The organism is Rhodococcus sp. As11, assembly GCF_048957735.1.
Lineage (GTDB): Bacteria > Actinomycetota > Actinomycetes > Mycobacteriales > Mycobacteriaceae > Rhodococcus > Rhodococcus gordoniae.
The window spans coordinates 182,291-202,203 of sequence record NZ_JARDJE010000005.1 but is presented as its reverse complement, the minus strand read 5'-3'; the positions used below and the strand labels follow the sequence as shown (position 1 = coordinate 202,203).

Annotated in this window: 23 protein-coding genes; 17 read left to right on the top strand and 6 right to left on the bottom strand. The window is 68.8% G+C overall.

Going from position 1 to position 19,913, the window contains the following annotated elements; translation table 11 throughout:
• Window positions 1-54: 54 nt before the first annotated feature.
• Entirely contained in the window at window positions 55-900 is an 846-nt protein-coding gene (locus tag PV766_RS08800; protein ID WP_421096878.1) for a biotin--[acetyl-CoA-carboxylase] ligase, read from the bottom strand.
• 115 nt (window positions 901-1,015) lie between these two features.
• Here PV766_RS08800 and PV766_RS08795 point away from each other — a divergent pair, with 115 nt between their 5' ends.
• From PV766_RS08795 to PV766_RS08785, 3 genes are all read left to right on the top strand, one after another.
• Window positions 1,016-2,656, top strand: coding sequence for an acyl-CoA carboxylase subunit beta (locus PV766_RS08795; protein ID WP_016933803.1), 1,641 nt, complete (start codon window positions 1,016-1,018; stop codon window positions 2,654-2,656).
• A 157-nt stretch (window positions 2,657-2,813) separates the two neighbouring features.
• The gene (locus PV766_RS08790) at window positions 2,814-3,140 is read left to right on the top strand and encodes an acyl-CoA carboxylase subunit epsilon (protein WP_064065298.1); all 327 of its coding nucleotides are present in this window, start codon (window positions 2,814-2,816) and stop codon (window positions 3,138-3,140) included.
• Between the two features lies 1 nt (window position 3,141).
• Window positions 3,142-3,804, top strand: coding sequence for a Maf family protein (locus PV766_RS08785; RefSeq protein ID WP_129976424.1), 663 nt, complete (start codon window positions 3,142-3,144; stop codon window positions 3,802-3,804).
• 13 nt (window positions 3,805-3,817) lie between these two features.
• Here the strand turns inward: PV766_RS08785 and PV766_RS08780 are convergent, their stop codons facing one another.
• Window positions 3,818-4,234 (bottom strand): group III truncated hemoglobin, encoded by a 417-nt coding sequence (locus PV766_RS08780; protein ID WP_421096877.1) that lies wholly within the window; start codon window positions 4,232-4,234, stop codon window positions 3,818-3,820.
• Window positions 4,235-4,296: 62 nt separating this feature from the next.
• Here PV766_RS08780 and PV766_RS08775 point away from each other — a divergent pair, with 62 nt between their 5' ends.
• The 11 genes from PV766_RS08775 (at window position 4,297) to PV766_RS08725 (ending at window position 13,158) form a co-directional block, all read left to right on the top strand.
• Window positions 4,297-5,190 carry a sulfurtransferase gene (locus PV766_RS08775; protein ID WP_064065301.1) on the top strand — a complete coding sequence of 298 codons (894 nt, stop codon included), beginning with the start codon at window positions 4,297-4,299 and terminating at the stop codon, window positions 5,188-5,190.
• Window positions 5,187-5,600, top strand: coding sequence for a SufE family protein (locus tag PV766_RS08770; RefSeq protein ID WP_016933808.1), 414 nt, complete (start codon window positions 5,187-5,189; stop codon window positions 5,598-5,600). Before PV766_RS08775 ends, PV766_RS08770 begins: the two co-directional genes overlap by 4 nt.
• Before the next feature lie 7 nt (window positions 5,601-5,607).
• A complete protein-coding gene (locus tag PV766_RS08765; RefSeq protein WP_421096876.1) occupies window positions 5,608-7,068 on the top strand; it encodes a condensation domain-containing protein in 1,461 nt (486 codons plus the stop codon).
• Window positions 7,069-7,189: 121 nt separating this feature from the next.
• Window positions 7,190-8,980 (top strand): acetyl/propionyl/methylcrotonyl-CoA carboxylase subunit alpha, encoded by a 1,791-nt coding sequence (locus PV766_RS08760; protein WP_064065303.1) that lies wholly within the window; start codon window positions 7,190-7,192, stop codon window positions 8,978-8,980.
• Window positions 8,981-9,115: 135 nt separating this feature from the next.
• Window positions 9,116-9,496 (top strand): DUF1707 SHOCT-like domain-containing protein, encoded by a 381-nt coding sequence (locus tag PV766_RS08755; protein WP_064065304.1) that lies wholly within the window; start codon window positions 9,116-9,118, stop codon window positions 9,494-9,496.
• 104 nt (window positions 9,497-9,600) lie between these two features.
• A complete protein-coding gene (locus PV766_RS08750; protein WP_064065330.1) occupies window positions 9,601-10,035 on the top strand; it encodes a DUF1707 SHOCT-like domain-containing protein in 435 nt (144 codons plus the stop codon).
• A 3-nt stretch (window positions 10,036-10,038) separates the two neighbouring features.
• On the top strand, window positions 10,039-10,401 hold the full coding sequence (locus PV766_RS08745) for a VanZ family protein (RefSeq protein ID WP_129976427.1): 363 nt from the start codon (window positions 10,039-10,041) through the stop codon (window positions 10,399-10,401).
• Between the two features lie 97 nt (window positions 10,402-10,498).
• Entirely contained in the window at window positions 10,499-10,816 is a 318-nt protein-coding gene (locus tag PV766_RS08740) for an SAV_915 family protein (protein WP_026003312.1), read from the top strand.
• Window positions 10,813-11,094 carry a hypothetical protein gene (locus PV766_RS08735; protein ID WP_129976428.1) on the top strand — a complete coding sequence of 94 codons (282 nt, stop codon included), beginning with the start codon at window positions 10,813-10,815 and terminating at the stop codon, window positions 11,092-11,094. The genes PV766_RS08740 and PV766_RS08735 overlap by 4 nt, the downstream gene beginning before the upstream one ends.
• Before the next feature lie 2 nt (window positions 11,095-11,096).
• Window positions 11,097-12,233, top strand: a complete 1,137-nt coding sequence (locus PV766_RS08730) for a hypothetical protein (protein WP_421096875.1) — start codon at window positions 11,097-11,099, stop codon at window positions 12,231-12,233.
• Complete coding sequence (locus PV766_RS08725) at window positions 12,220-13,158, top strand: hypothetical protein (protein ID WP_255161384.1); 939 nt, start codon at window positions 12,220-12,222, stop codon at window positions 13,156-13,158. Before PV766_RS08730 ends, PV766_RS08725 begins: the two co-directional genes overlap by 14 nt.
• A 3-nt stretch (window positions 13,159-13,161) precedes the next feature.
• Here PV766_RS08725 and PV766_RS08720 read toward each other — a convergent pair whose 3' ends face one another.
• The 3 genes from PV766_RS08720 to PV766_RS08710 all read right to left on the bottom strand — a co-directional run bounded on the left by PV766_RS08720 (window position 13,162) and on the right by PV766_RS08710 (window position 15,907).
• The gene (locus PV766_RS08720; protein WP_255161385.1) at window positions 13,162-13,992 is read right to left on the bottom strand and encodes a tyrosine-protein phosphatase; all 831 of its coding nucleotides are present in this window, start codon (window positions 13,990-13,992) and stop codon (window positions 13,162-13,164) included.
• 48 nt (window positions 13,993-14,040) lie between these two features.
• A complete protein-coding gene (gene lat / locus PV766_RS08715; RefSeq protein WP_421096874.1) occupies window positions 14,041-15,375 on the bottom strand; it encodes an L-lysine 6-transaminase in 1,335 nt (444 codons plus the stop codon).
• A 67-nt stretch (window positions 15,376-15,442) separates the two neighbouring features.
• Window positions 15,443-15,907: an Lrp/AsnC family transcriptional regulator gene (locus PV766_RS08710; protein WP_016934244.1), complete on the bottom strand. Its 465-nt coding sequence runs from the start codon at window positions 15,905-15,907 to the stop codon at window positions 15,443-15,445.
• 36 nt (window positions 15,908-15,943) lie between these two features.
• Between PV766_RS08710 and PV766_RS08705 the strand changes: the two genes are divergently transcribed.
• On the top strand, window positions 15,944-17,449 hold the full coding sequence (locus PV766_RS08705) for an aldehyde dehydrogenase family protein (RefSeq protein ID WP_129976433.1): 1,506 nt from the start codon (window positions 15,944-15,946) through the stop codon (window positions 17,447-17,449).
• A 114-nt stretch (window positions 17,450-17,563) separates the two neighbouring features.
• Here the strand turns inward: PV766_RS08705 and PV766_RS08700 are convergent, their stop codons facing one another.
• A complete protein-coding gene (locus PV766_RS08700; RefSeq protein WP_006550162.1) occupies window positions 17,564-17,821 on the bottom strand; it encodes a DUF7218 family protein in 258 nt (85 codons plus the stop codon).
• A 100-nt stretch (window positions 17,822-17,921) separates the two neighbouring features.
• On the opposite strand from PV766_RS08700, the gene PV766_RS08695 reads away from it, so the two are divergent.
• Both PV766_RS08695 and PV766_RS08690 read left to right on the top strand, forming a co-directional pair.
• Window positions 17,922-19,292 carry an FAD-binding oxidoreductase gene (locus PV766_RS08695; protein WP_129976434.1) on the top strand — a complete coding sequence of 457 codons (1,371 nt, stop codon included), beginning with the start codon at window positions 17,922-17,924 and terminating at the stop codon, window positions 19,290-19,292.
• Window positions 19,293-19,329: 37 nt separating this feature from the next.
• Window positions 19,330-19,890, top strand: a complete 561-nt coding sequence (locus tag PV766_RS08690) for a hypothetical protein (protein WP_064065313.1) — start codon at window positions 19,330-19,332, stop codon at window positions 19,888-19,890.
• Window positions 19,891-19,913 lie beyond the last annotated feature (23 nt).

Below are 19,913 nucleotides of genomic sequence, written 5' to 3'. Positions count from 1 at the left end.
CCGCTCACGATGGCATATGCCGGTGCCGTGCCGATGCGAGCGGTCGCCCGACGATCAGACCGGGCGCAGATGTGTGATGTCGCCCGCAGCGACCGCCACGGTATCTCCCCCACCGTCGGGGCGGATCACGATGCGCCCCTGGTCGTCGACGTCGGTGGCGACGCCGTGCAGCTCGGTGTCGCCGGGCAGGATCGCACGGACGCGTTGCCCGATCGTGCTGCACCGTTCGCGGTACGCCGCGGCCAGATCGGCGGTGTCCCATCCCGCGCGGGCCCATGCCCGGATCCGCTCACCGAAACCCGCCAGCAGCGCCTGCGCGAGCGGGGTGCGATCGAGTTCGGCGGCATCCTCGAGCAACAGAGAGGTGGCGGTGGGCACAGGCAGTTCGTCGCGCCCGAGGGTGGCGTTGATGCCGATCCCGGCGACCACCGTGGGCACCGGCGAGGTGGTGGCGACCTCCACGAGGATGCCGGCGAGCTTGCGTCCGTCGACCAGAACGTCGTTGGGCCACTTCAATTTCGCCTCGACGCCGGTGACCGATCGCACGGCGTCGACCGTGGCGACGCCGCACAGCAGCGGGAGCCATCCGAGGTTCTGCAGCGGGCACTCGGGCAGGCGCAGCAGGACCGAGACGATGATCTGCGCGCCGGGCACCCCGTTCCAGCTGCGCGAGTGGCGGCCCCGGCCCCCGTGCTGGAACTCGGCGAGGAGCACCCGGCGGTCGTCGCCGGTCGCGGCGACGGCGAGCAGATCCGCGTTGGTCGAAGCCGTGTCGGCGACGACGTCGAGACGGGTGTAGAAGCCTTCACGCTCGGCGCCGACGAGAACATCGCGTAGCGTTGCCTCGTCGAGCGGTGTGCGGAGGGCGGGAAGATCGGTCGTGGGCCGGTCGGATGCCATGTACACAGCCTAAAGTGGACCTTCGCCACCTACCCGCCGGTAGGTCCGGCGCGGTGCCCGGCCTTCGGGACCTCGATGCAACGGCCTTGTATGACGATCGCTAAGCTGACGTGCCATGACCACTGTCCAGGAGCCGTCCGCGCCCGAGGCGGCGAGTACGCCCGATATCCACACCACCGCCGGCAAGCTGGCCGACCTGCGCAACCGTCAAGCCCAGGCTCGGATCCCGGTCGGTGAGGCCGCAGTCGAGAAGGTTCACGCCAAGGGCAAGCTGACTGCTCGCGAGCGCATCCAGGCGCTTCTCGACGAAGGATCGTTCGTCGAGCTCGACGCCCTCGCTCGCCACCGCAGCACCAACTTCGGCCTGGCCGACAACCGTCCGCTCGGCGACGGTGTCGTCACCGGCTACGGCACCATCGACGGCCGCGACGTGTGCGTCTTCTCGCAGGACGCGACGGTCTTCGGCGGTAGCCTCGGCGAGGTCTACGGCGAGAAGATCGTCAAGGTCATGGACCTGGCCATCAGGACCGGCCGTCCGCTGATCGGCATCAACGAGGGTGCCGGCGCGCGCATCCAGGAGGGTGTCGTCTCCCTCGGCCTCTACGGTGAGATCTTCCATCGCAACGTGCAGGCCTCCGGTGTCATCCCGCAGATCTCGCTGATCATGGGCCCCGCCGCCGGTGGTCACGTCTACTCCCCCGCACTCACCGACTTCGTCGTGATGGTCGACCAGACCAGCCAGATGTTCGTCACCGGCCCCGACGTCATCAAGACCGTCACCGGCGAGGACGTCACGATGGAGGACCTCGGCGGCGCCCACACCCACATGGTCAAGTCGGGTGTCGCGCACTACGTCGCCGACGGCGAGCAGGACGCCCTGGACTACGTCAAGGATCTGCTGTCCTACCTGCCGAGCAACAACCAGGCCGCCGCGCCGCGTCTCGCGCCGACCGACCCGATCGTCGGGTCGATCGAGGACTCCCTCACCGCGGAGGACATCGAGCTCGACACGCTCATCCCGGATTCGCCGAACCAGCCGTACGACATGCACGAGGTCATCCGTCGCCTGCTCGACGACGACGAGTTCCTCGAGGTGCAGGCCGAGCGCGCGAAGAACATCATCGTCGGCTTCGGCCGCGTCGACGGCCGCAGCGTCGGCATCGTCGCCAACCAGCCCACACAGTTCGCCGGCTGCCTCGACATCGACGCGTCCGAGAAGGCCGCGCGCTTCGTCCGCACCTGCGACGCGTTCAACGTGCCGATCATCACGCTCGTCGACGTGCCCGGCTTCCTGCCCGGCACCGAGCAGGAGTACAACGGCATCATCCGCCGCGGCGCCAAGCTGCTCTACGCCTACGGCGAGGCGACCGTCGGCAAGATCACGGTCATCACCCGCAAGGCCTACGGCGGCGCCTACGACGTCATGGGTTCCAAGCACATGGGTGCCGACGTCAACCTCGCGTGGCCGACCGCGCAGATCGCCGTCATGGGCGCCTCCGGCGCCGTCGGCTTCGTCTACCGCAAGCGCCTGCTCGAGGCCGCGAAGAACGGTGAGGACGTCGACGCGCTGCGCCTCGAGCTGCAGAACGAGTACGAGGACACCCTGGTGAACCCGTACGTCGCAGCCGAGCGCGGCTACGTCGACGCGGTGATCCCGCCCTCGCACACGCGCGGCCAGATCGTCTCCGCGCTGCGCCTGCTCGAGCGGAAGATGGTTTCGCTCCCGCCGAAGAAGCATGGAAACATTCCGCTGTGACGCTCTGCGGCAGGACCGGGCGCACCCCGGTCCTGCCGCGACCTGCACGGCGTAGCACGTCGCCGACGACGTGCGATGAACCCGAGAGAGGGATCGACATGACAGCGACCCGGTGGGCATCCGATGCCCGTGCGGACGCGTATCCGGGGGGTGCCCTGTGACAGCGACGACAGAGGACAAGATCATCACCGAGTTCGAAGTCGACGAGCAGTCGCCCACGGTCGAGGCCACGCCCGACGACGGAGCGGGAGAAGCCGCTCCGGAGAGCCCCGCGGTCGCCGAGACCGCGGCCGCCCTCCGCATCGTCAAGGGCAATCCGACCGACGAGGAGATCGCGGCTCTCGTCGCCGTGCTCGCCGCTGCCGCTGCGTCGGCCGGCGAGGACGTGAGCGACACCCGGCCGCCCGAGACCTGGGGGGATCCGACCCGGATGCACCGCCGGTGGGCGCCGTTCTCGCCGTATTCCTACCCGAACCGCGGCTGACGTGCCTCGGCTCGTTCTGGCCTCGGCTTCACCCGCCCGCCTCGCGGTTCTCCACGCGGCGGGCGTGAAGCCGTTGGTGCAGGTGTCGGAGGTCGACGAGGACGCGCTCATCGCGTCCCTCGGCCCCGGCACGCCGCCGGCGCAGGTGGTCACCGAGCTGGCCCGCGCCAAGGCCACCGACATCCTGCCGGTCCTGCGCGAGCAGGGTCTGCGGGACGCCGTCGTCATCGGCTGCGACTCGATGCTTCTGATCGACGACGACCTGCAGGGCAAGCCCGGCACCGTCGAGGCGGCCCGGGAGCGCTGGCGGACGATCGCCGGTCGCAGCGGCGAGCTGCTCACGGGTCATGCCGTGCTCCGCGTCCGGGACGACGAGGTCGTCGCCGAGGTCGCCGACCACAGCGGCACCGTCGTACACTTCGGCACCCCCACCGACGAGGAGCTCGAGGCGTATCTCGACAGCGGTGAGCCGCTCGAAGTGGCCGGCGCCTTCACGCTCGACGGTCACGGTGGCTGGTTCGTCGAGCGCATCGAGGGCGATCCGTCGTCGGTCATCGGCATCGGACTCCCGCTGGTGCGGCGCCTGCTCGCCGAGGTCGGCATCTCCGTGGCGCGGTTGTGGGCCGAGAATGCTGCCATCCCCTTGGAGTCGCTCGAGAACTAGGCCGTGTCCGGCCCTATCGGGTCGCGCCGCCGTACAGGGATTTCTGCAGCGAGGTCACCATCGCCCCGGCCTTGGCCTTCGCGCGGTCCGCGTCCACTCCGTCGAACGTCTCGTCCACGGTCTCGCACCACAACTGCAACCACCGCTCGAATCGGGCGGGGGTCAGTCCGTGGTGCCCGTGCAGCGCCCGGTGCACCGGCACGAACGCGCCGCGATAACGGGTCGTGCGGAAGAGGATCTGCTCCCAGAAGTCGCCCACGACCACCAGATGGTCGTCGAGTCCGACCACGGCGAGAACATCGAAGACCGGTGCGAGCACGGGATCGGCGAGTGCGCGTTCGTAGAACCGGCGGACCAGCAGGTCGATGTGGTCCCGCGATGCGAGTTCGGCGCGGGCCGGCCGCCCGGCGTAAGGGTTGCTGCGGGTCACGTCCCGTCACGGTACCGCCTAGAATCGACGGCGCACCTGCCACCACAGCCTCAGGAGCCCATGTGCCCGTCGCACCCGATAGCAACCCTTCGTTCGCCGCATATGCGGATCCCGGCCGTCTCGTGTCGACGGAGTGGTTGTCCGCTCATCTCGGCCATCCCGAAGTGAAGGTCGTAGAGTCCGACGAGGATGTCCTGCTCTACGACGTGGGGCACATCCCCGGTGCGGTGAAGATCGACTGGCATCTCGATCTCAACGATCCCGTCACCCGCGACTACATCGACGGCGAGCAGTTCGCCGCGCTCATGGACCGCAAGGGCATCCGTCGCACCGACACCGTGATCATCTACGGCGACAAGTCCAACTGGTGGGCCGCCTACGCGCTGTGGGTCTTCACCCTCTTCGGTCACGAGGACGTCCGCCTCCTCGACGGTGGCCGCGACGCATGGATCTCCGAGAACCGCGACACCACCCTCGACATCCCGTCCGCCACGACGAGCGGCTACCCGGTCGTCGAGCGCAACGACGCCCGGATCCGCGCATTCAAGGACGACGTCCTCGCCCACCTGGGCACGGGTCCGCTGGTCGACGTGCGGTCGCCGCAGGAGTACACCGGTGAGCGCACCCACATGCCCGACTACCCGGAGGAGGGCGCCCTGCGCGGCGGTCACATCCCCACCGCGGTATCGATCCCGTGGGCGAAGGCCGCGGCGCCCGACGGCCGGTTCCGCGCCCGGGCCGAGCTCGACGAGATCTACGGCGACATCGCGAAGGACGCCGACGTGATCGCCTACTGCCGGATCGGCGAGCGGTCGAGCCACACGTGGTTCGTCCTCACCCACCTGCTCGGGTACTCGAACGTGCGCAACTACGACGGTTCGTGGACCGAGTGGGGCAACGCGGTCCGCGTGCCCATCGCCAAGGGCGACGAGCCCGGAGAAGCGCCGGCCGCATGAGCATCCCCGCCCCCCTCGCCGAGATCGTCGACGACTTCGCTGCCGTCGAAGGTCAGGACAAGCTGCAGTTGCTTCTCGAATTCAGCCGCGAGCTCCCGCCGCTTCCCGCCGAACTCGAGGAAGCGGCGATGGAGCCGGTGCCCGAGTGCCAGTCGCCGCTGTTCCTGTCCGTCGACGCATCCGACCGGTCGCAGGTGAAGCTCCACTTCAGCGCACCCCCCGAGGCGCCGACCACGCGCGGATTCGCCTCGATCCTGCACCAGGGACTCGACGGTCTCAGCGCGCAGGAGATCCTCGACGTGCCCGACGATTTCTACGCCTCGCTCGGGCTCGCCGAGGCCGTCAGCCCGCTGCGGTTGCGAGGGATGAGCGCGATGCTCACGCGCATCAAGCGGCACCTCCGAACCTGACGCGGTCATGGAGTTCACCGAGCTCGCCGACTACCGGATCCCTCCCGGCGTTCTGACCGAATGGCTGCCCTGCGCGGCCGAGGACGACTGGCGCGAGGATCCCCGTCCCGCCTCGTACATCCACGAGGCGCATCTGAGGCGCACTTCGGGGATCCGGTACGGCGGCGGCCGCGACTCCTGGCTCGGCACGGCCTTCGAAGTCGCCGGGCCGCTCGACACCGAACGGTTCCGGCGGGCCCTGCAACGCTGGATCGACCGGCACGAACCGCTGCGCAGCCACGCCCACCTCGCGGGGGAGCAGAGCGGGAACGACCTGGTGCGGCGCACCGCACCGCCGGGCAGGGTGTCGGTGCGTCCCATCCGGCACGATCCCGCCGATCCGGACACGATCCGCGACCACCTGCTCGGCCTGTTCGACGACTACACGACGCCGCATCTGTGGCCGTCCTACGTCTTCGCGACGCTCGAGCGGACGTCGGACGGGGATGTCGGCGACACGGGGGGCGCGAAGGACACCGATGAGCGGTTCACGGTCTTCTTCGGCGCCGACCACTCCATCATCGACGGGTACTCCGTGGTACTCGTCGCGCACGAGATCTCGGCGCTCTACGAGGAGGAGCGCACCGGTCGCGCGGCCGACCTGTTCCCGGTGGGGAGCTACATCGATTTCGGTGCCGCCGAACGGGACGAGTCCGCACAGCTGGACGACCATCACGAGGCGGTGCAGATCTGGCGGCGCACCCTGACCGAATGCGGAGGCGAACCACCCGCCTTCCCCCTGCCGATCGGTGCGCGACCATCGCACGCCACACCCCAGCAGCGACTGTCCGAGCGCTGGTTCGACGACGACGAGGCGAGTGCCTTCTCCGCGTGCTGCCGCCGTGCGGGGACGGGTTTCTTCGCCGGCGTGCTGGCGTGTTTCGGCCGGGCGACGGCCGAGATCACCGGCGCCGAGCGGTTCCGGACCGTCGCGCCCGCGCACACCCGCGCCGGCCCGATCTGGGCGGGTTCGCTCGGCTGGTTCGTCGGCCTTCGACCGATCGACCTGAACCTTACGGGCACAACCGATTTCGACGTCCTGGCGATGCGCGCCGGCGACGAACTGCACCGCACCCGGGCGAGTGCGCGAGTGCCGTTCGTGCGGGTGGGCGAACTCCTCGGCGTCCCCATCCGCCCCCGGTTCGTCGTGTCCTACATGGACGTGCGGTTCGTTCCCATGGCAGCACAGTGGCCCGAATGGAACGCCCGGGCCCTGCGCAGCCGCAGCTTCACGCACGACGTGTACATCTGGATCAATCGCACCCCCGAGGGCGTGAACATGTCGGCGCGATTCCCCGACAACACGGTCGCGGGCGAGAACGTCCCCCGCCTCATCGCACGCTCCCGCGAGCTGATGCACGAGGTCGCGGTCGGCGGGCCGCGGATCGCGCAGCCGGAAACGGTGACGGTCCCACCTACCGGTGAGTAGCATCGGGCGCTCGAAGGCCCGCCGTAATGTATAGGGGCCATCCGGTTACGTCGTCGATCCGATTGGCGCTTAGACTGCCCGTCGACGGAAATAACCTAACGATCGATCAACAGGAGGCTCCGTGCCCAGTCATGCCAGCGCGCAGATCACGAAGGTGCTCGTCGCGAACCGCGGCGAGATCGCTGTGCGGGTCATCCGAGCCGCCAAGGACGCGGGCTACGGCAGTGTCGCCGTCTACGCCGAACCGGACGCAGACGCACAGTTCGTGAAGCTCGCCGACGAGGCGTTCGCACTGGGCGGCACCACCTCCGCCGAGTCCTACCTGGTGTTCGACAAGATCCTCGACGCCGCGGCCAAGTCCGGCGCCGACGCCATCCACCCCGGCTACGGCTTCCTCTCCGAGAACGCCGACTTCGCGCAGGCCGTGATCGACGCCGGCCTCATCTGGATCGGCCCCTCGCCCCAGTCCATCCGCGACCTCGGCGACAAGGTCACCGCCCGCCACATCGCCGAGCGCGCCAAGGCCCCGATGGCGGCCGGCACCAAGGACCCGGTGAAGAACGCCGACGAGGTCGTCGAGTTCGCGAAGAAGTACGGCGTGCCCGTCGCGATCAAGGCCGCCTTCGGTGGTGGCGGACGCGGCATGAAGGTCGCGCAGACCATCGAGGAGATCCCCGAGCTGTTCGAGTCGGCCACCCGTGAGGCCGTCGCCGCCTTCGGCCGCGGCGAGTGCTTCGTCGAGCAGTACCTCGACAAGGCCCGCCACGTCGAAGCCCAGGTCATCGCCGACCAGCACGGCAACGTCATCGTTGCCGGCACTCGCGACTGCTCGCTGCAGCGCCGCTTCCAGAAGCTGGTCGAGGAGGCTCCCGCGCCGTTCCTGACCGACGAGCAGCGCAAGCGCATCCACGACTCCGCCAAGGCCATCTGCCGCGAGGCCGGTTACTACGGCGCCGGCACGGTCGAGTACCTCGTGCAGGGCGACACCGTGTCCTTCCTCGAGGTCAACACCCGCCTGCAGGTCGAGCACCCGGTCACCGAGGAGACCGCCGGCATCGACCTCGTGCGTCAGCAGTTCCGCATCGCCAACGGTGAGAAGCTCGAGCTCACCGAGGACCCGACCCCGCGCGGCCACAGCTTCGAGTTCCGCATCAACGGTGAGGACGCCGGTCGCGGCTTCCTTCCCGCCCCCGGCCCGATCACCGTCTACAAGGAGCCCACGGGCCCCGGTGTGCGCGTCGACTCGGGTGTCGTCCAGGGCGACGTCATCGGCGGCCAGTTCGACTCGATGCTCGCCAAGCTGATCGTCACCGGTGAGACCCGCGAGCAGGCGCTGCAGCGCGCCGCCCGCGCGCTGGCGGAGTTCGAGGTCGACGGTCTGGCCACGGTCATCCCGTTCCACCGCCACATCGTCGAGAACCCGGCCTTCGTCGGCGACGGCGAGAAGTTCGACGTCTACACCAAGTGGATCGAGAACGAGTGGGACAACACCATCGAGCCGTACACCGGTGGTGCCCCGATCGAGGACGAGGACGAGGCACTGCCGCGTCAGAACGTCGTCGTCGAGGTCGGCGGACGCCGCGTCGAGGTGTCGCTGCCCGGCCAGTTCTCGCTCGGCGGTAACGGCGGCGGCGCCGGCGTGATCCGCAAGAAGCCGAAGCCCCGCAAGCGCGGCGGCGGCGGCGCCGGCAAGGCGTCGGGCGATGCGGTGACCGCCCCCATGCAGGGCACCGTCGTCAAGGTCGCGGTCGCCGAAGGCCAGGAGGTCGCCGAGGGCGAACTCATCGCCGTGCTCGAGGCCATGAAGATGGAGAACCCGGTCAACGCCCACAAGGCGGGCGTCGTCACCGGCCTCGCGGTCGAGCCGGGTGCCGCGGTCACCCAGGGCACCGTCCTCACCGAGATCAAGTAATACGGCGATCGAGTAACACAGCAGATCCCCGACGGTCCCCCGCATCGCTCACGATGCGGGGGACCGTCGCTGTATCCGGGTGTCATCCGGCGTCACGGTCCGGCTTCCGCGCGTGAAAGCTATTAGCCTGGAGACATGGCCGACCGTCCCGAGATCCGCATCGGCACCGCCGAGCGTGAGGAAGCCGTAGCGCTGCTCGGTGAGCACTTCGCCGCGGGGCGCCTCGGCCTGGCGGAGTTCGACGAGCGGGTCGCGCTCGCGACGCAGGCCACAGTGCGCGGCGATCTGGTTCCCCTCTTCGCCGATCTGCCTTCGGCGCCGGCCGTGGTGGCCCCCTCCCCCGGACCCCGCGATCTCGCGGAACAACTGCTCACCCTGGTGCCGTTCGTGCTCGTCGCGTTGCTCGTGATCGTCGTCCTCCGGCATCCGATCGCGCTGCTCATCGCCTTCGGGGTGTTGTTCGTCGCGGGTCGCCGTGCCTACCGGCTGCTCGGTGAAGGACGCGGCCCGTCCTGACCGTCCGGTGCCCGGCCGCCCTTTCTGCTGTCGCGGAAATCACAGCATCCCGGGAGATGCCCGTGTCTGTCGCCGCTCCGACGCCACAGGTTAGGGTGACCGGCATGCCCGAACACCCCGACATCCGGATCGGCAACGCCGAACGCAGTGAGGCGCTCGACCTGCTCGGCGAACACTTCGCGCTCGGCCGGCTGACACTGTCGGAATTCGACGAACGCAGCGCGAAGGCGTCGGCGGCCGGGACGCGCGGTGATCTCGACGTGCTGTTCACCGACCTGCCCGCCCACCTCACCGATAGCTCGGCCACGACCCGGGACGACCTTCCGGTGATCATCCCGAAGAAGGATCCCGAGCGGTGGCGCGAGGTCGTGATGGGCCTGACGCCGCTGGTCGCGCTCGTGCTGTTCTTCACCTTCGACACGTGGCTGTTCTTCCTCCTGATCCCCGCCGTGGGCATCGTCCTGTTCGCCGGTCGCGACCGGGACGGGCACAGCACCGACGACGCCGACACCCACCGTGGTGAGAAGAAGAACGCCTGAACCGTGCCGTCCACGCTCCTCCGGCACCGCGCTCTGCCCCTGATCCTCGCGGTCGTCGTCATCACCGCGATGCTGCTCTCTCCCGGCGGTACCGTGCCGAGCGGTCCTCCCCATGCCGACAAGGTCACGCACGCGTTGATGTTCGTGGCCCTCGCGCTGTGTTCCCGCTACGCACGGATCTCCCCCGTCGTCACCGTGGTGTGGCTGGGTCTCTACGGCGTGCTGACGGAGATCCTCCAGGCCACCGTCGCGGTCCGGCGCTCCGGGTCGTTCTGGGACTGGTGCGCCGATCTCGCCGGCGTCGCGATCGGCCTCGCCGTCGCGGCCGCCATCGGCTCGCGTTCCCGCACGCGATCGAGACCGTAAGCAGCAACCCGTGATTCGTCACAAGACCTGCCGCTGGTAGCCTCCTCCGCGCCGACAGTCCGACGGGGGATCGGACAGGCTGCTCACGGGGGAACGAATGTCGCAGGAACAGGTCGCGGACGCACTACCGACGGTGCTTCCGCCGTATCTCTATCTACCGTGCGCGGACGCGGTCCCGGATCCGGCCGACGCCGTCGTCGACTATCGGTATCTCGGCGACGGCCGCATCGCGCTGCTCGCCTACACGGCGCTCGACCGTCTCCACTCCTGTTGCGGCGCCGGGCAACCCTGGCTGGTGCTGCCCACGCACGTGCTCCCGCGACTGCGTGAGGCACAGCCGTGGGACTCTCTGCTGCTCGACGTCCCGATACCCGAATCGGAACGCAGACGCCCGGCGGACGGGGACGCGCGATGAGCCTGTACGTCGACCCCGACGAACTCGATCGGGCCGCGGGCGTCTACACGGGTGCGGCCGCGGATACCGCGGATCTCGTCGGCACCTGCCCCACGAGCGTGGACGCGGGTCTTGCGACCGGCCCACTCACCGGCATGCTTGCGCAGATCGTCACCGACCTCGCCGGCACGGTCGAGGTGCTCGGCGGAACGGGTGGCCTGCTGACGACCACAGCGCAGACGTACCGGGAAGCCGACGACGAGGCCGCCGCCGCGCTCGTCCGGACCTGGTCGGAGTGACCGTGCCGATCGACACCTTCATCGCCGGCAACCCCACCGATATCCGACGGGTCGAGGACTGGATCCGCACGACGCTGGGCACCACGATCGGGAACGTCGCCGACGCCGCAGCCCGGGCGCGTCGCATCGCCGACGACGCCTGGGAGGGCGACGCTTCCGAGACCTACCTCGACAGGTCGAGCGAACACGTCCACGCCGTCGACGATTTCCACGAGCGGACATCGAGGACCGCCGATGTCTTCGCGGGCCTGGCGGGCGAACTGTCGCGTGCCCTGTCCGACATGGCCGGCATCCGGGCTCGCGCCGCGGCCGCGGGACTGCCGGTCGTGGGCAACACGATCGGTGATCCTCCCCCGGGTGACGACGAAGTCGCTTTCCGAAGGGCCTCGGCATATCAGGAGGCCAATGACGTCGCCGAGGCGGTGCACGCTCGCTGGTCGGTGGCGATTGCCGGCGCCGTGAACACCTGGACGGGACATCCGTGGTCAGCGTCCTTCCTCGGGAGCACCGCGCTCGACTACGTCGACAAGAACCTGCAGGGCAAGATCGCGGGCCTCCTCGCCGTGCAGCAACAACTCCGGACCGAGGCGATCCGTGAGATGGAGCGATTTCTCTCGCTTTCGCCGGACACACCGTACGACGAGCTACGACGTACGTTCGGTTCTGCGCGGAAACCACTCGACGATCTGGTGACGACCACCGGTCGCCTCGACGACATGGCATCGATGTCCCGGACAGCCGGCCGGGCCGCGGGGACCATAGGTCTCGTCGCCGGTGTCGGGCTCGACTATTTCGCTGGTGGTGAGTCCCTCGAGCAAGCCGTGGTCTCCAACGGACTCGGCCTCGGAGCCTCGATAGCAACCGGCGCGGCGGTGGGGAGCGCTATCGGGTCGATTCTTCCGGGTGCGGGTACTGCCCTCGGTGCCGTGCTCGGCGCCGGGGCAGGCACAGTTGCCGGAATCTTCACGTCCGGTGCGGTCGACAACCTCTACGAGTCGAGCGCGAAATCGTTCGGCGGGGCATTCACTGCAGGGTTGTCCGAACTCGGAAGTGCTGCAAGCGCAACCAAGGAACTCGCCGGTGCCTCCATCCGAGGATTGGCACGTCTGGGACGAGGAACACTCGATGCCATCCTCTGACGACTACGATCTCCGCACCTACGGCGACTCGCGTGCCGATGTCGTCATTCTCGGGACCGGAATCGTCGGTCTTCTCTTCTTGCTATTCGTCGTGGGAGTGCTGATCGAGCAGGCAGTGCAAGGGCTTCCCCTCGAGTTGCCCAGGGGTTCGTCAGTGATCCTGGCTCTGAGCGCCACGATTCTCATGTATCCGGTGCTCGGGTACTTCATGTACAGCCCTCGCACGAAGGCGGACCACATCACGGCGGAGACCGACTCCACGGCACCGGCGCTGGCTCTGCGGCAATCGTCCTGGGTGTTCCGGATCGCTTTCGTCCAGATCGGAGCATTCACGCTCATGCTCCTCGGTCTCATCTGGCTGACCGGCGAGCCCGACGAACAGCGACTGCGTGAGGACATCGTTCTCACCGTCCTCGCCTGCTCATGGCAGGTCGGCTACTGCTTCTTCATCGCCCGACACACACTGCGCCCCGGTTACATCGCACTCTCCGCCGAGGGAATCCGCTTCAGCGATCACGCCACGGACACCTGGATCCCCTGGGAGGCATCGACGTCCGGAGTACTGGCCGACCCGCTCTACGTCGTGGTCGTCGCTCGACCGGCGCGTGGCGCCACCACGAGTTCGCGGGTTCCATTGCCGTGGCGGATCATCGACGATCGCAAGGACGGCGACCTACGTCCCTCGTCCCGGCGCCGCCCCGGGCACACTGCCCGCATCGACCGGCGCCGGTTCGAGATCGCACCCGAACTCCTCGACGCCGTGCTCGACCACTATCTCCGCGACCCCGACGCTCGCGCCGAACTCGCCGATCCCGACGCTGTCGCACGCCGAGTCGACGAGCTGCGCTCCTACGCACCCGGACCGCGGTGGCGACGCTACGGTCCGGTCCCCGTGCCGACCCTGAGCACGCCGGCGCCGAGGTGACGGTCAGGCGGTCGCGTCCGGATCGACGAGCCGGGTCCGCAGGGCCTGCAGGGTGTCGTCGTCGAGACCGAGTCCGGCGGCGAAGTACTGCTCGATGGTTCCGTAGCGTGACAGCGCCTCGTCGATCGCCACCTCGAGGTACTCGCGGCGCACCCCGAGCAGGGGCGTGAGCAGATCCGGGTCACCGCCGAGCGATGCGAACCGGGCGAAGAAGTCGTCGAAGTGCGGGAGCAGTTCGTCGTTGGTGCGGAGATAGTCGGTGAACACGGCCTCCTGGTCGGCGCCGGCGAACAGGAGCAGCGACGCCGCCGCCCACCCGGTGCGGTCCTTGCCGGCACTGCAGTGCACGAGCCCCGGAACGTCGCCGTGCGCGACGGTGTCGGCCAGGGTCCGGTACGATGCCACTGCGCTCGGAAGAGTGACGAAATCGCGGTAGCTCTGACGTAGGTAGTCGGTGGCGCGACCGTCCCCGAGTATCTGCGACACCAACTCCGGATTCGACACGAGTTGCGGCAGCGCCGCCGCGATCGATCCGCCTTCACGATCAGCGAGGACGTCGAGGCCGAGGTGCCGGGCGCCGTCGGGGACGCGATCGGGACGGGCCTGCTGCTCCTCGAGCGTGCGCAGGTCGAAGACCGTCGCAATACTCAGGGCATCGAGGGTCTCGAGGTCGGTGTCGGTCAGGCGGCTGAGGTCGGTGGAGCGGAAGACCACCCCGGTGCGGACCACGCCGCCGAACGAACTACGGCAACCGCCGATGTCCCTCAGGTTGGCGAGCGACGGAATCGCGAAGGACTCGCCGCCGGTCACGGTCTCGTCCAGTGCATCGGCCATATCCGACAAGCTACCGCCGTGCGGCCCCGAACAGGGGGACCCGCCCCGTCATTCGTACTGCGAGGTCACCCTGTCGAGCGCGTCGAGGGCCTCGTCGAGCTCGTGGGTGGTGACGATCAGCGGCGGCCGGAAGCGGATGCCGCGCGTGCCCGTCCCGATCACGAGGACGTGCTCGTCGCGGTACAGCCGTCGCAGCACCTCGTCGCGGATCTCCGGAGTCGGGAGGTCGACGGCGCACATCAGTCCGCGTCCGCGCGGCTCGGTGACGACCGGTCGTCGCGCGGCGAGCTGCTGCAACCCCGACAGCAGGTGCGCCCCACTCAACCGTGCACGGTCGATCAGCCGGTCGTGCTCGACGACCTCGAGGATGCGGCGGGCCCGCACCATGTCGGTGAGGTTGCCGCCCCACGTCGAGTTGATCCGCGAGCTCACGGTGAACACGTTGTCGGGCACCTCGTCGATGCGTTCGCCGGCCATGATCCCGCACACCTGCGTCTTCTTGCCGAAGGCGACGATGTCGGGGGTGACGCCGAGCTGCTGGTAGGCCCACGCGGTGCCGGTCGTGCCGGCGCCGGTCTGCACCTCGTCGAAGATCAGCAGAGCGTCGTTCTCGCGGCACAACTGCGCGATCGCCCGGAAGAACTCGGGACGGAAGTGGTGGTCGCCGCCTTCGCCCTGGATTGGTTCGGCGATGAAGCACGCGATGTCGTGGGGACGTTCGGCGAAGGCTCGGCGGGCCTGCTCGAGGGCCTTCTCCTCGGCCACGGCGACGTCGCGTCCGTCTGCGAGATAGGGCGCGTCGATCCGCGGCCAGTCGAACTTGGGGAACCGGTCGGTCTTGACCGGATCGGTGTTGGTCAGCGACAGCGTGTATCCGGTGCGGCCGTGGAAGGCCTCGGTCAGGTGCAGTACCGATCCGCCCAGGTGGGCGGGCAGACCGCGGGATTCGTTGAGACGGCTCTTCCAGTCGAACGCGACCTTGAGCGCGTTCTCCACGGCGAGCCCGCCGCCGTCGACGAAGAACAGGTGCGGGAGCGCCGGGTCGCCGAGGACGCGCACGAAGGTCTCGACGAAGCGCGTCATGGGCACGGTGTAGATGTCGGAGTTGCTGGGCTTGTTCGCCGCGACGGCGCCGAGTTCGTGCGCTGCCTCCGGATCGGTCAGTGCAGGATGATTCATTCCGAGCGTGGACGACGCGAAGAACCCGAACATGTCGAGCCACGTGGTTCCGTCCCGGGCGTCGACGAGGCGGACTCCGCGGGAACGGTCGAGATCGAGGACGAGGCCGAAACCGTCGGCGAGCATGTGCCGGCCGAGGATGCTGTGTACCCGGTCGGGGGCGAGGTTCTCGGCACCGTCCGGGTTTCGGAATGCAGTGCTCATAACCCTACCGTACGCGAGAATCAACGGGAGAAACCCGGTATCACAGCAACACTTACGGCGCAGGAGCCTATCGTTCGTAAAATGTTTGCAGAACGACGGTGCTGCGGGTGGCGACATCGGCGGTCGCCCGGATCTCCTGCAGCAACCGCTCGAGAGCGCGAGGAGACTCGACACGCACGAGGAGAATGTAGCTTTCGTCGCCCGCCACCGAGTGACACGATTCGATCGCGGAGATGTGCCGGAGGCGGGCCGGTGCGTCGTCGGGTTGCGACGGGTCGAGAGGGGTGATCGCCACGAACGCCGACAACATCAGCCCGAGCGCTTCGGGATCGACGCGCGCACTGTATCCGCGGATCACGCTGCGCGCCTCGAGTCGGCGCACCCGCGACTGCACGGCCGAGACGGACAGTCCCGCCTTCTCGGCGAGCGCCGCGAGCGTCGCGCGACCGTCGGCGACCAGTTCGCGCAGCAACATCCGATCGATGTCGTCCAGCGACTCCTTCGACGAGTCGTTTCTCGAGGATTCGGGCACCAGCGCAGGGTATCCGAGCAGCAAAGGAGCTCACCGATGAATGCGACCACCGATCTCGCCGACCGCGCGGCGACCGCTCTGAGGCAGTGCGGTGTCGACGCCCTGCCCGATGACGCGGCACTCGCGGTGACCAGCCCGATCGACGGCAGCGTGCTCGGGCACGTACCCGTCCACTCGGCCACCGAGGTCGATGCGACGATCACCGCGGCGGTACGGGCCTTCGAGCAGTGGCGCCACGTCCCCGCCCCGGTGCGCGGCCGCGTGGTGCGACGGCTCGGCGAACTGCTCGTCGAGCACAAGCGGCATCTCGCCGAGCTCGTCACCCTGGAGGCGGGGAAGATCCCGTCGGAGGCCGCGGGCGAGGTGCAGGAGATGATCGACGTCTGTGAGTTCGCCGTCGGTCTGTCGCGACAGCTCTACGGGCGGACGATGCCGTCCGAGCGGCCCGGACACCGGCTCATGGAGATCTGGCATCCGCTCGGCGTGGTGGGCGTGATCTCCGCGTTCAACTTTCCCGTGGCGGTGTGGTCGTGGAACACCGCGATCGCGCTGGTGTGCGGCGACCCGGTGGTGTGGAAACCGTCGGAGACCACCCCGCTCACCGCCCTCGCCTGCGACGCGCTGCTGCGCCGCGCCGCCGCCGACGTCGGCGCCCCCGGCGGTCTCCATCACCTGCTCCTCGGCGACCACAGGGTGGGTGAGGCGCTCGTCGACGATCCCCGTATCGCCCTGGTGAGTGCGACCGGCTCCACCCGGATGGGGCGGATCGTCGGGCCGCGGGTCGCGGCGAGGTTCGGTCGCTGCCTGCTCGAACTCGGCGGCAACAACGCGGCGATCGTCGCTCCGTCCGCCGATCAGGACCTCGCCGTCCGGGGCGTCGTGTTCGCCGCGGCCGGCACGGCGGGCCAGCGCTGCACCAGCCTGCGCCGGCTGATCGTGCACCGATCGATCGCCGACGAAGTCGTCGAGCGGATCGCGAAGGCGTACTCGCATCTGCGAGTGGGGAATCCGCTCGACGAGGGTGTGCTCGTGGGTCCGCTCATCTCCGAACGGTCCTACGAGGCGATGACCGCGGCGCTCGACCGCGCGCAGACCGACGGAGGCACACTCGTCGTCGGCGGTGAGCGAGTGGACGTCGCGGGTGGCGGTGTGTACGTCTCCCCCGCGCTGGTCCGGATGCCCGCACAGAGCGAGGTGGTGCGCGAGGAGACCTTCGCCCCGATCCTGTACGTCCTCGACTACGACGACCTCGACGAGGCGATCGCATTGCACAACGGTGTCCCGCAAGGACTCTCGTCGTCGATCTTCACCCTCGACCAGCGCGAGGCCGAATTGTTCCTCGCCCGATCCGACTGCGGCATCGCGAATGTCAACATCGGCACCTCGGGGGCCGAGATCGGCGGCGCCTTCGGCGGGGAGAAGCACACCGGCGGCGGGCGCGAATCCGGATCGGATGCGTGGAAGGCGTACATGCGGCGGGCGACGAACACCGTCAACTACTCGACGGAGCTGCCGCTCGCCCAGGGTGTCGAGTTCGGCTGATCCCGAACGACGTTCGTACGCCTGAACGACGACGTTCGCGCGCCTGAACGAGCCTCGCCGCCCCCACAACAGGGGCGAAGCTCGTTTCGGCGCGCGAACTCGGGTTCCGGGCGGCTAGTGGTTGCGCAGTGCGTCGATCAGTTCGTCCTTCTTCATGTCGGAGTAACCGGTCATGCCCAGTTCCTTCGCACGCTTCTTCAGGTCGTCGACCGTCCAGTCGTCGTAGGAGCCGGACTTGCCACCCTTCTTCCCGACCTGCGACTTACCCTCGTTCGCAGCCGCGTTGGAGATCCGGGCCGCCTTCTCCTTGGAGGCACCGTCCTCGCGCAGGTCCTCGTACATCTTCTCGTTCTTGATCGACGGATTCGGCATCGTCTTCTCCTTTCCGTGTCCTGCGGAAGGGGTACCCGACGACACTTCACCCAATCAGAGGATCTGTGGCCTGTGACACATCCTGTGGTAGACCTGGGTCGTGTATCCAGGGAACCTGCTCGACGAACTCCGCGGGCAACTGCCCGCCGGCGCACTGATCATCGATCCCGACATCCTCGCCGGCTACCGGCAGGACCGGGCGCAGGACCCGGACGCCGCGGTTCCCCTCGCGCTCGTACGGGCCACATCCACCGCCGACGTACAGGCGACGCTGCGGTGGGCGAACACCCACAAGGTGCCGGTGGTACCCCGGGGTGCCGGCACGAGCCTGTCCGGCGGGTCGGGCGGGCTCGCCGACGGCATCGTGCTGAGCACCGAGAAGATGCGCGCGATCACCGTCGACACCGCGACACGCACCGCGGTCGCCCAGCCCGGTCTGCTCAACGTCGAGGTGAAGAAGGCGGCTGCCGAACAAGGCCTGTGGTATCCGCCCGATCCGTCGTCGTTCGAGATCTGCACGATCGGCGGGAACGCGGCCACCAACGCCGGTGGCCTGTGCTGCGTGAAGTACGGGGTGACGACCGACTACGTGCTCGGACTCGAGGTGGTCCTCGCCGACGGCACCGCGGTGCGGCTCGGCGGGCCACGGGTCAAGGACGTCGCGGGCCTGTCGCTGACGAAACTGTTCGTCGGAAGCGAAGGGACGCTCGGCGTCATCACCGAGGTGACCCTGCGTCTCGTCCCACCACCGCCACCCGGATCCACGATGGTCGCGACGTTCTCGTCGGTGCAGGCTGCCGCCGACGCGGTCGTCGCCATCACCGCCGTGCTGCGACCGGCCATGCTCGAATTCATGGACCGGGCCACCGTCGGGGCCGTGGAGGACATGCTGCGGATGGGACTCGAACGCAGCACCGAGGCGATGCTCATCGCCCGTTCCGACGCGCCGGGCGCGGCGGCCGCCGAGGAGATCGAGATCATGGTGCGGGCCTGCCGCGAGGCCGGGGCCGACGACGTCTTCGCGACCGACGATCCGGAGGAGGGCGAGGCGTTCACGGTGGCCCGCCGCATGGCCATCCCGGCCGTCGAACGCACCGGCAGTCTGCTGCTCGAGGACGTCGGGGTACCGATCCCCGCCCTGCCCGCGCTGGTGAGCGGGATCGCCGAGCTCGCCGCCGAACACGACGTCACCGTCGCCGTGATCGCACACGCCGGCGACGGCAACACTCACCCGCTGATCGTCTACGACCCCGCCGACGGGGACATGACGGCGCGGGCACAGGCGGTGTTCGGGAAGATCATGGATCTGGCCATCGAACTCGGCGGCACCATCACCGGCGAGCACGGCGTCGGCCGGCTCAAGAAGGCCTGGCTGCCGGATCAGGTGGGGCCGGACGTCATGGCGTTGACCGAGCGGATCAAGGCCGCACTCGACCCGAACTCGATCCTGAATCCCGGAGTGGTGATCTGATGACCCACACCACACCGGCAGCGGTCATAATCGTCGCGTGAACACCCGTGTGCCCCCGTCGACGGCCGCCCTGCCACTGCGCGAGACCAAGTACCGCGAACTCGAGCAGTATCCGGAGTTCGGGTCCGTCACGGCCTGGCTTCGAGACGTCGTGTCGTCGATCGTGCCGAACGCCCGCATGAGCGAATGCGAGTACTGGTCCGTCGTGTGTCTTCCCCCCGAGGAGCCGACCGACCCCCGGAAGCCGCTGGTGTCGGTGCACGCCGGCGACCTGGCGGTCGCGGGGGTGTTCCTCGACCTCTCCGGCGGACAGCGGAGCCTCGCCGGTTACGTCCGCGTGTCGGGAACCGAACTCGAGCAGGCCTCGGGCTCGACACGTGAGCAGCTCGCGGCGGACTCGCCCGCCCTCACCTTCGTCGACGAGGGTGCCGTCGTGTGCGTGGTGTGGAGCGACGAACCCGCCGCCCGGGAGCAGTTCGCGGCTCTGCCGTGGCGTGCCCCGGCTCGGGCGCTCGTCTCGGAGCTGATGCGCGACGGACGCAACTCCCGGGCCGACGACCACTGCCGTCAGATCGCCCGGTTCGCGTACGACGACTGAGTGTGTCGGTCGGCGGGTAGACG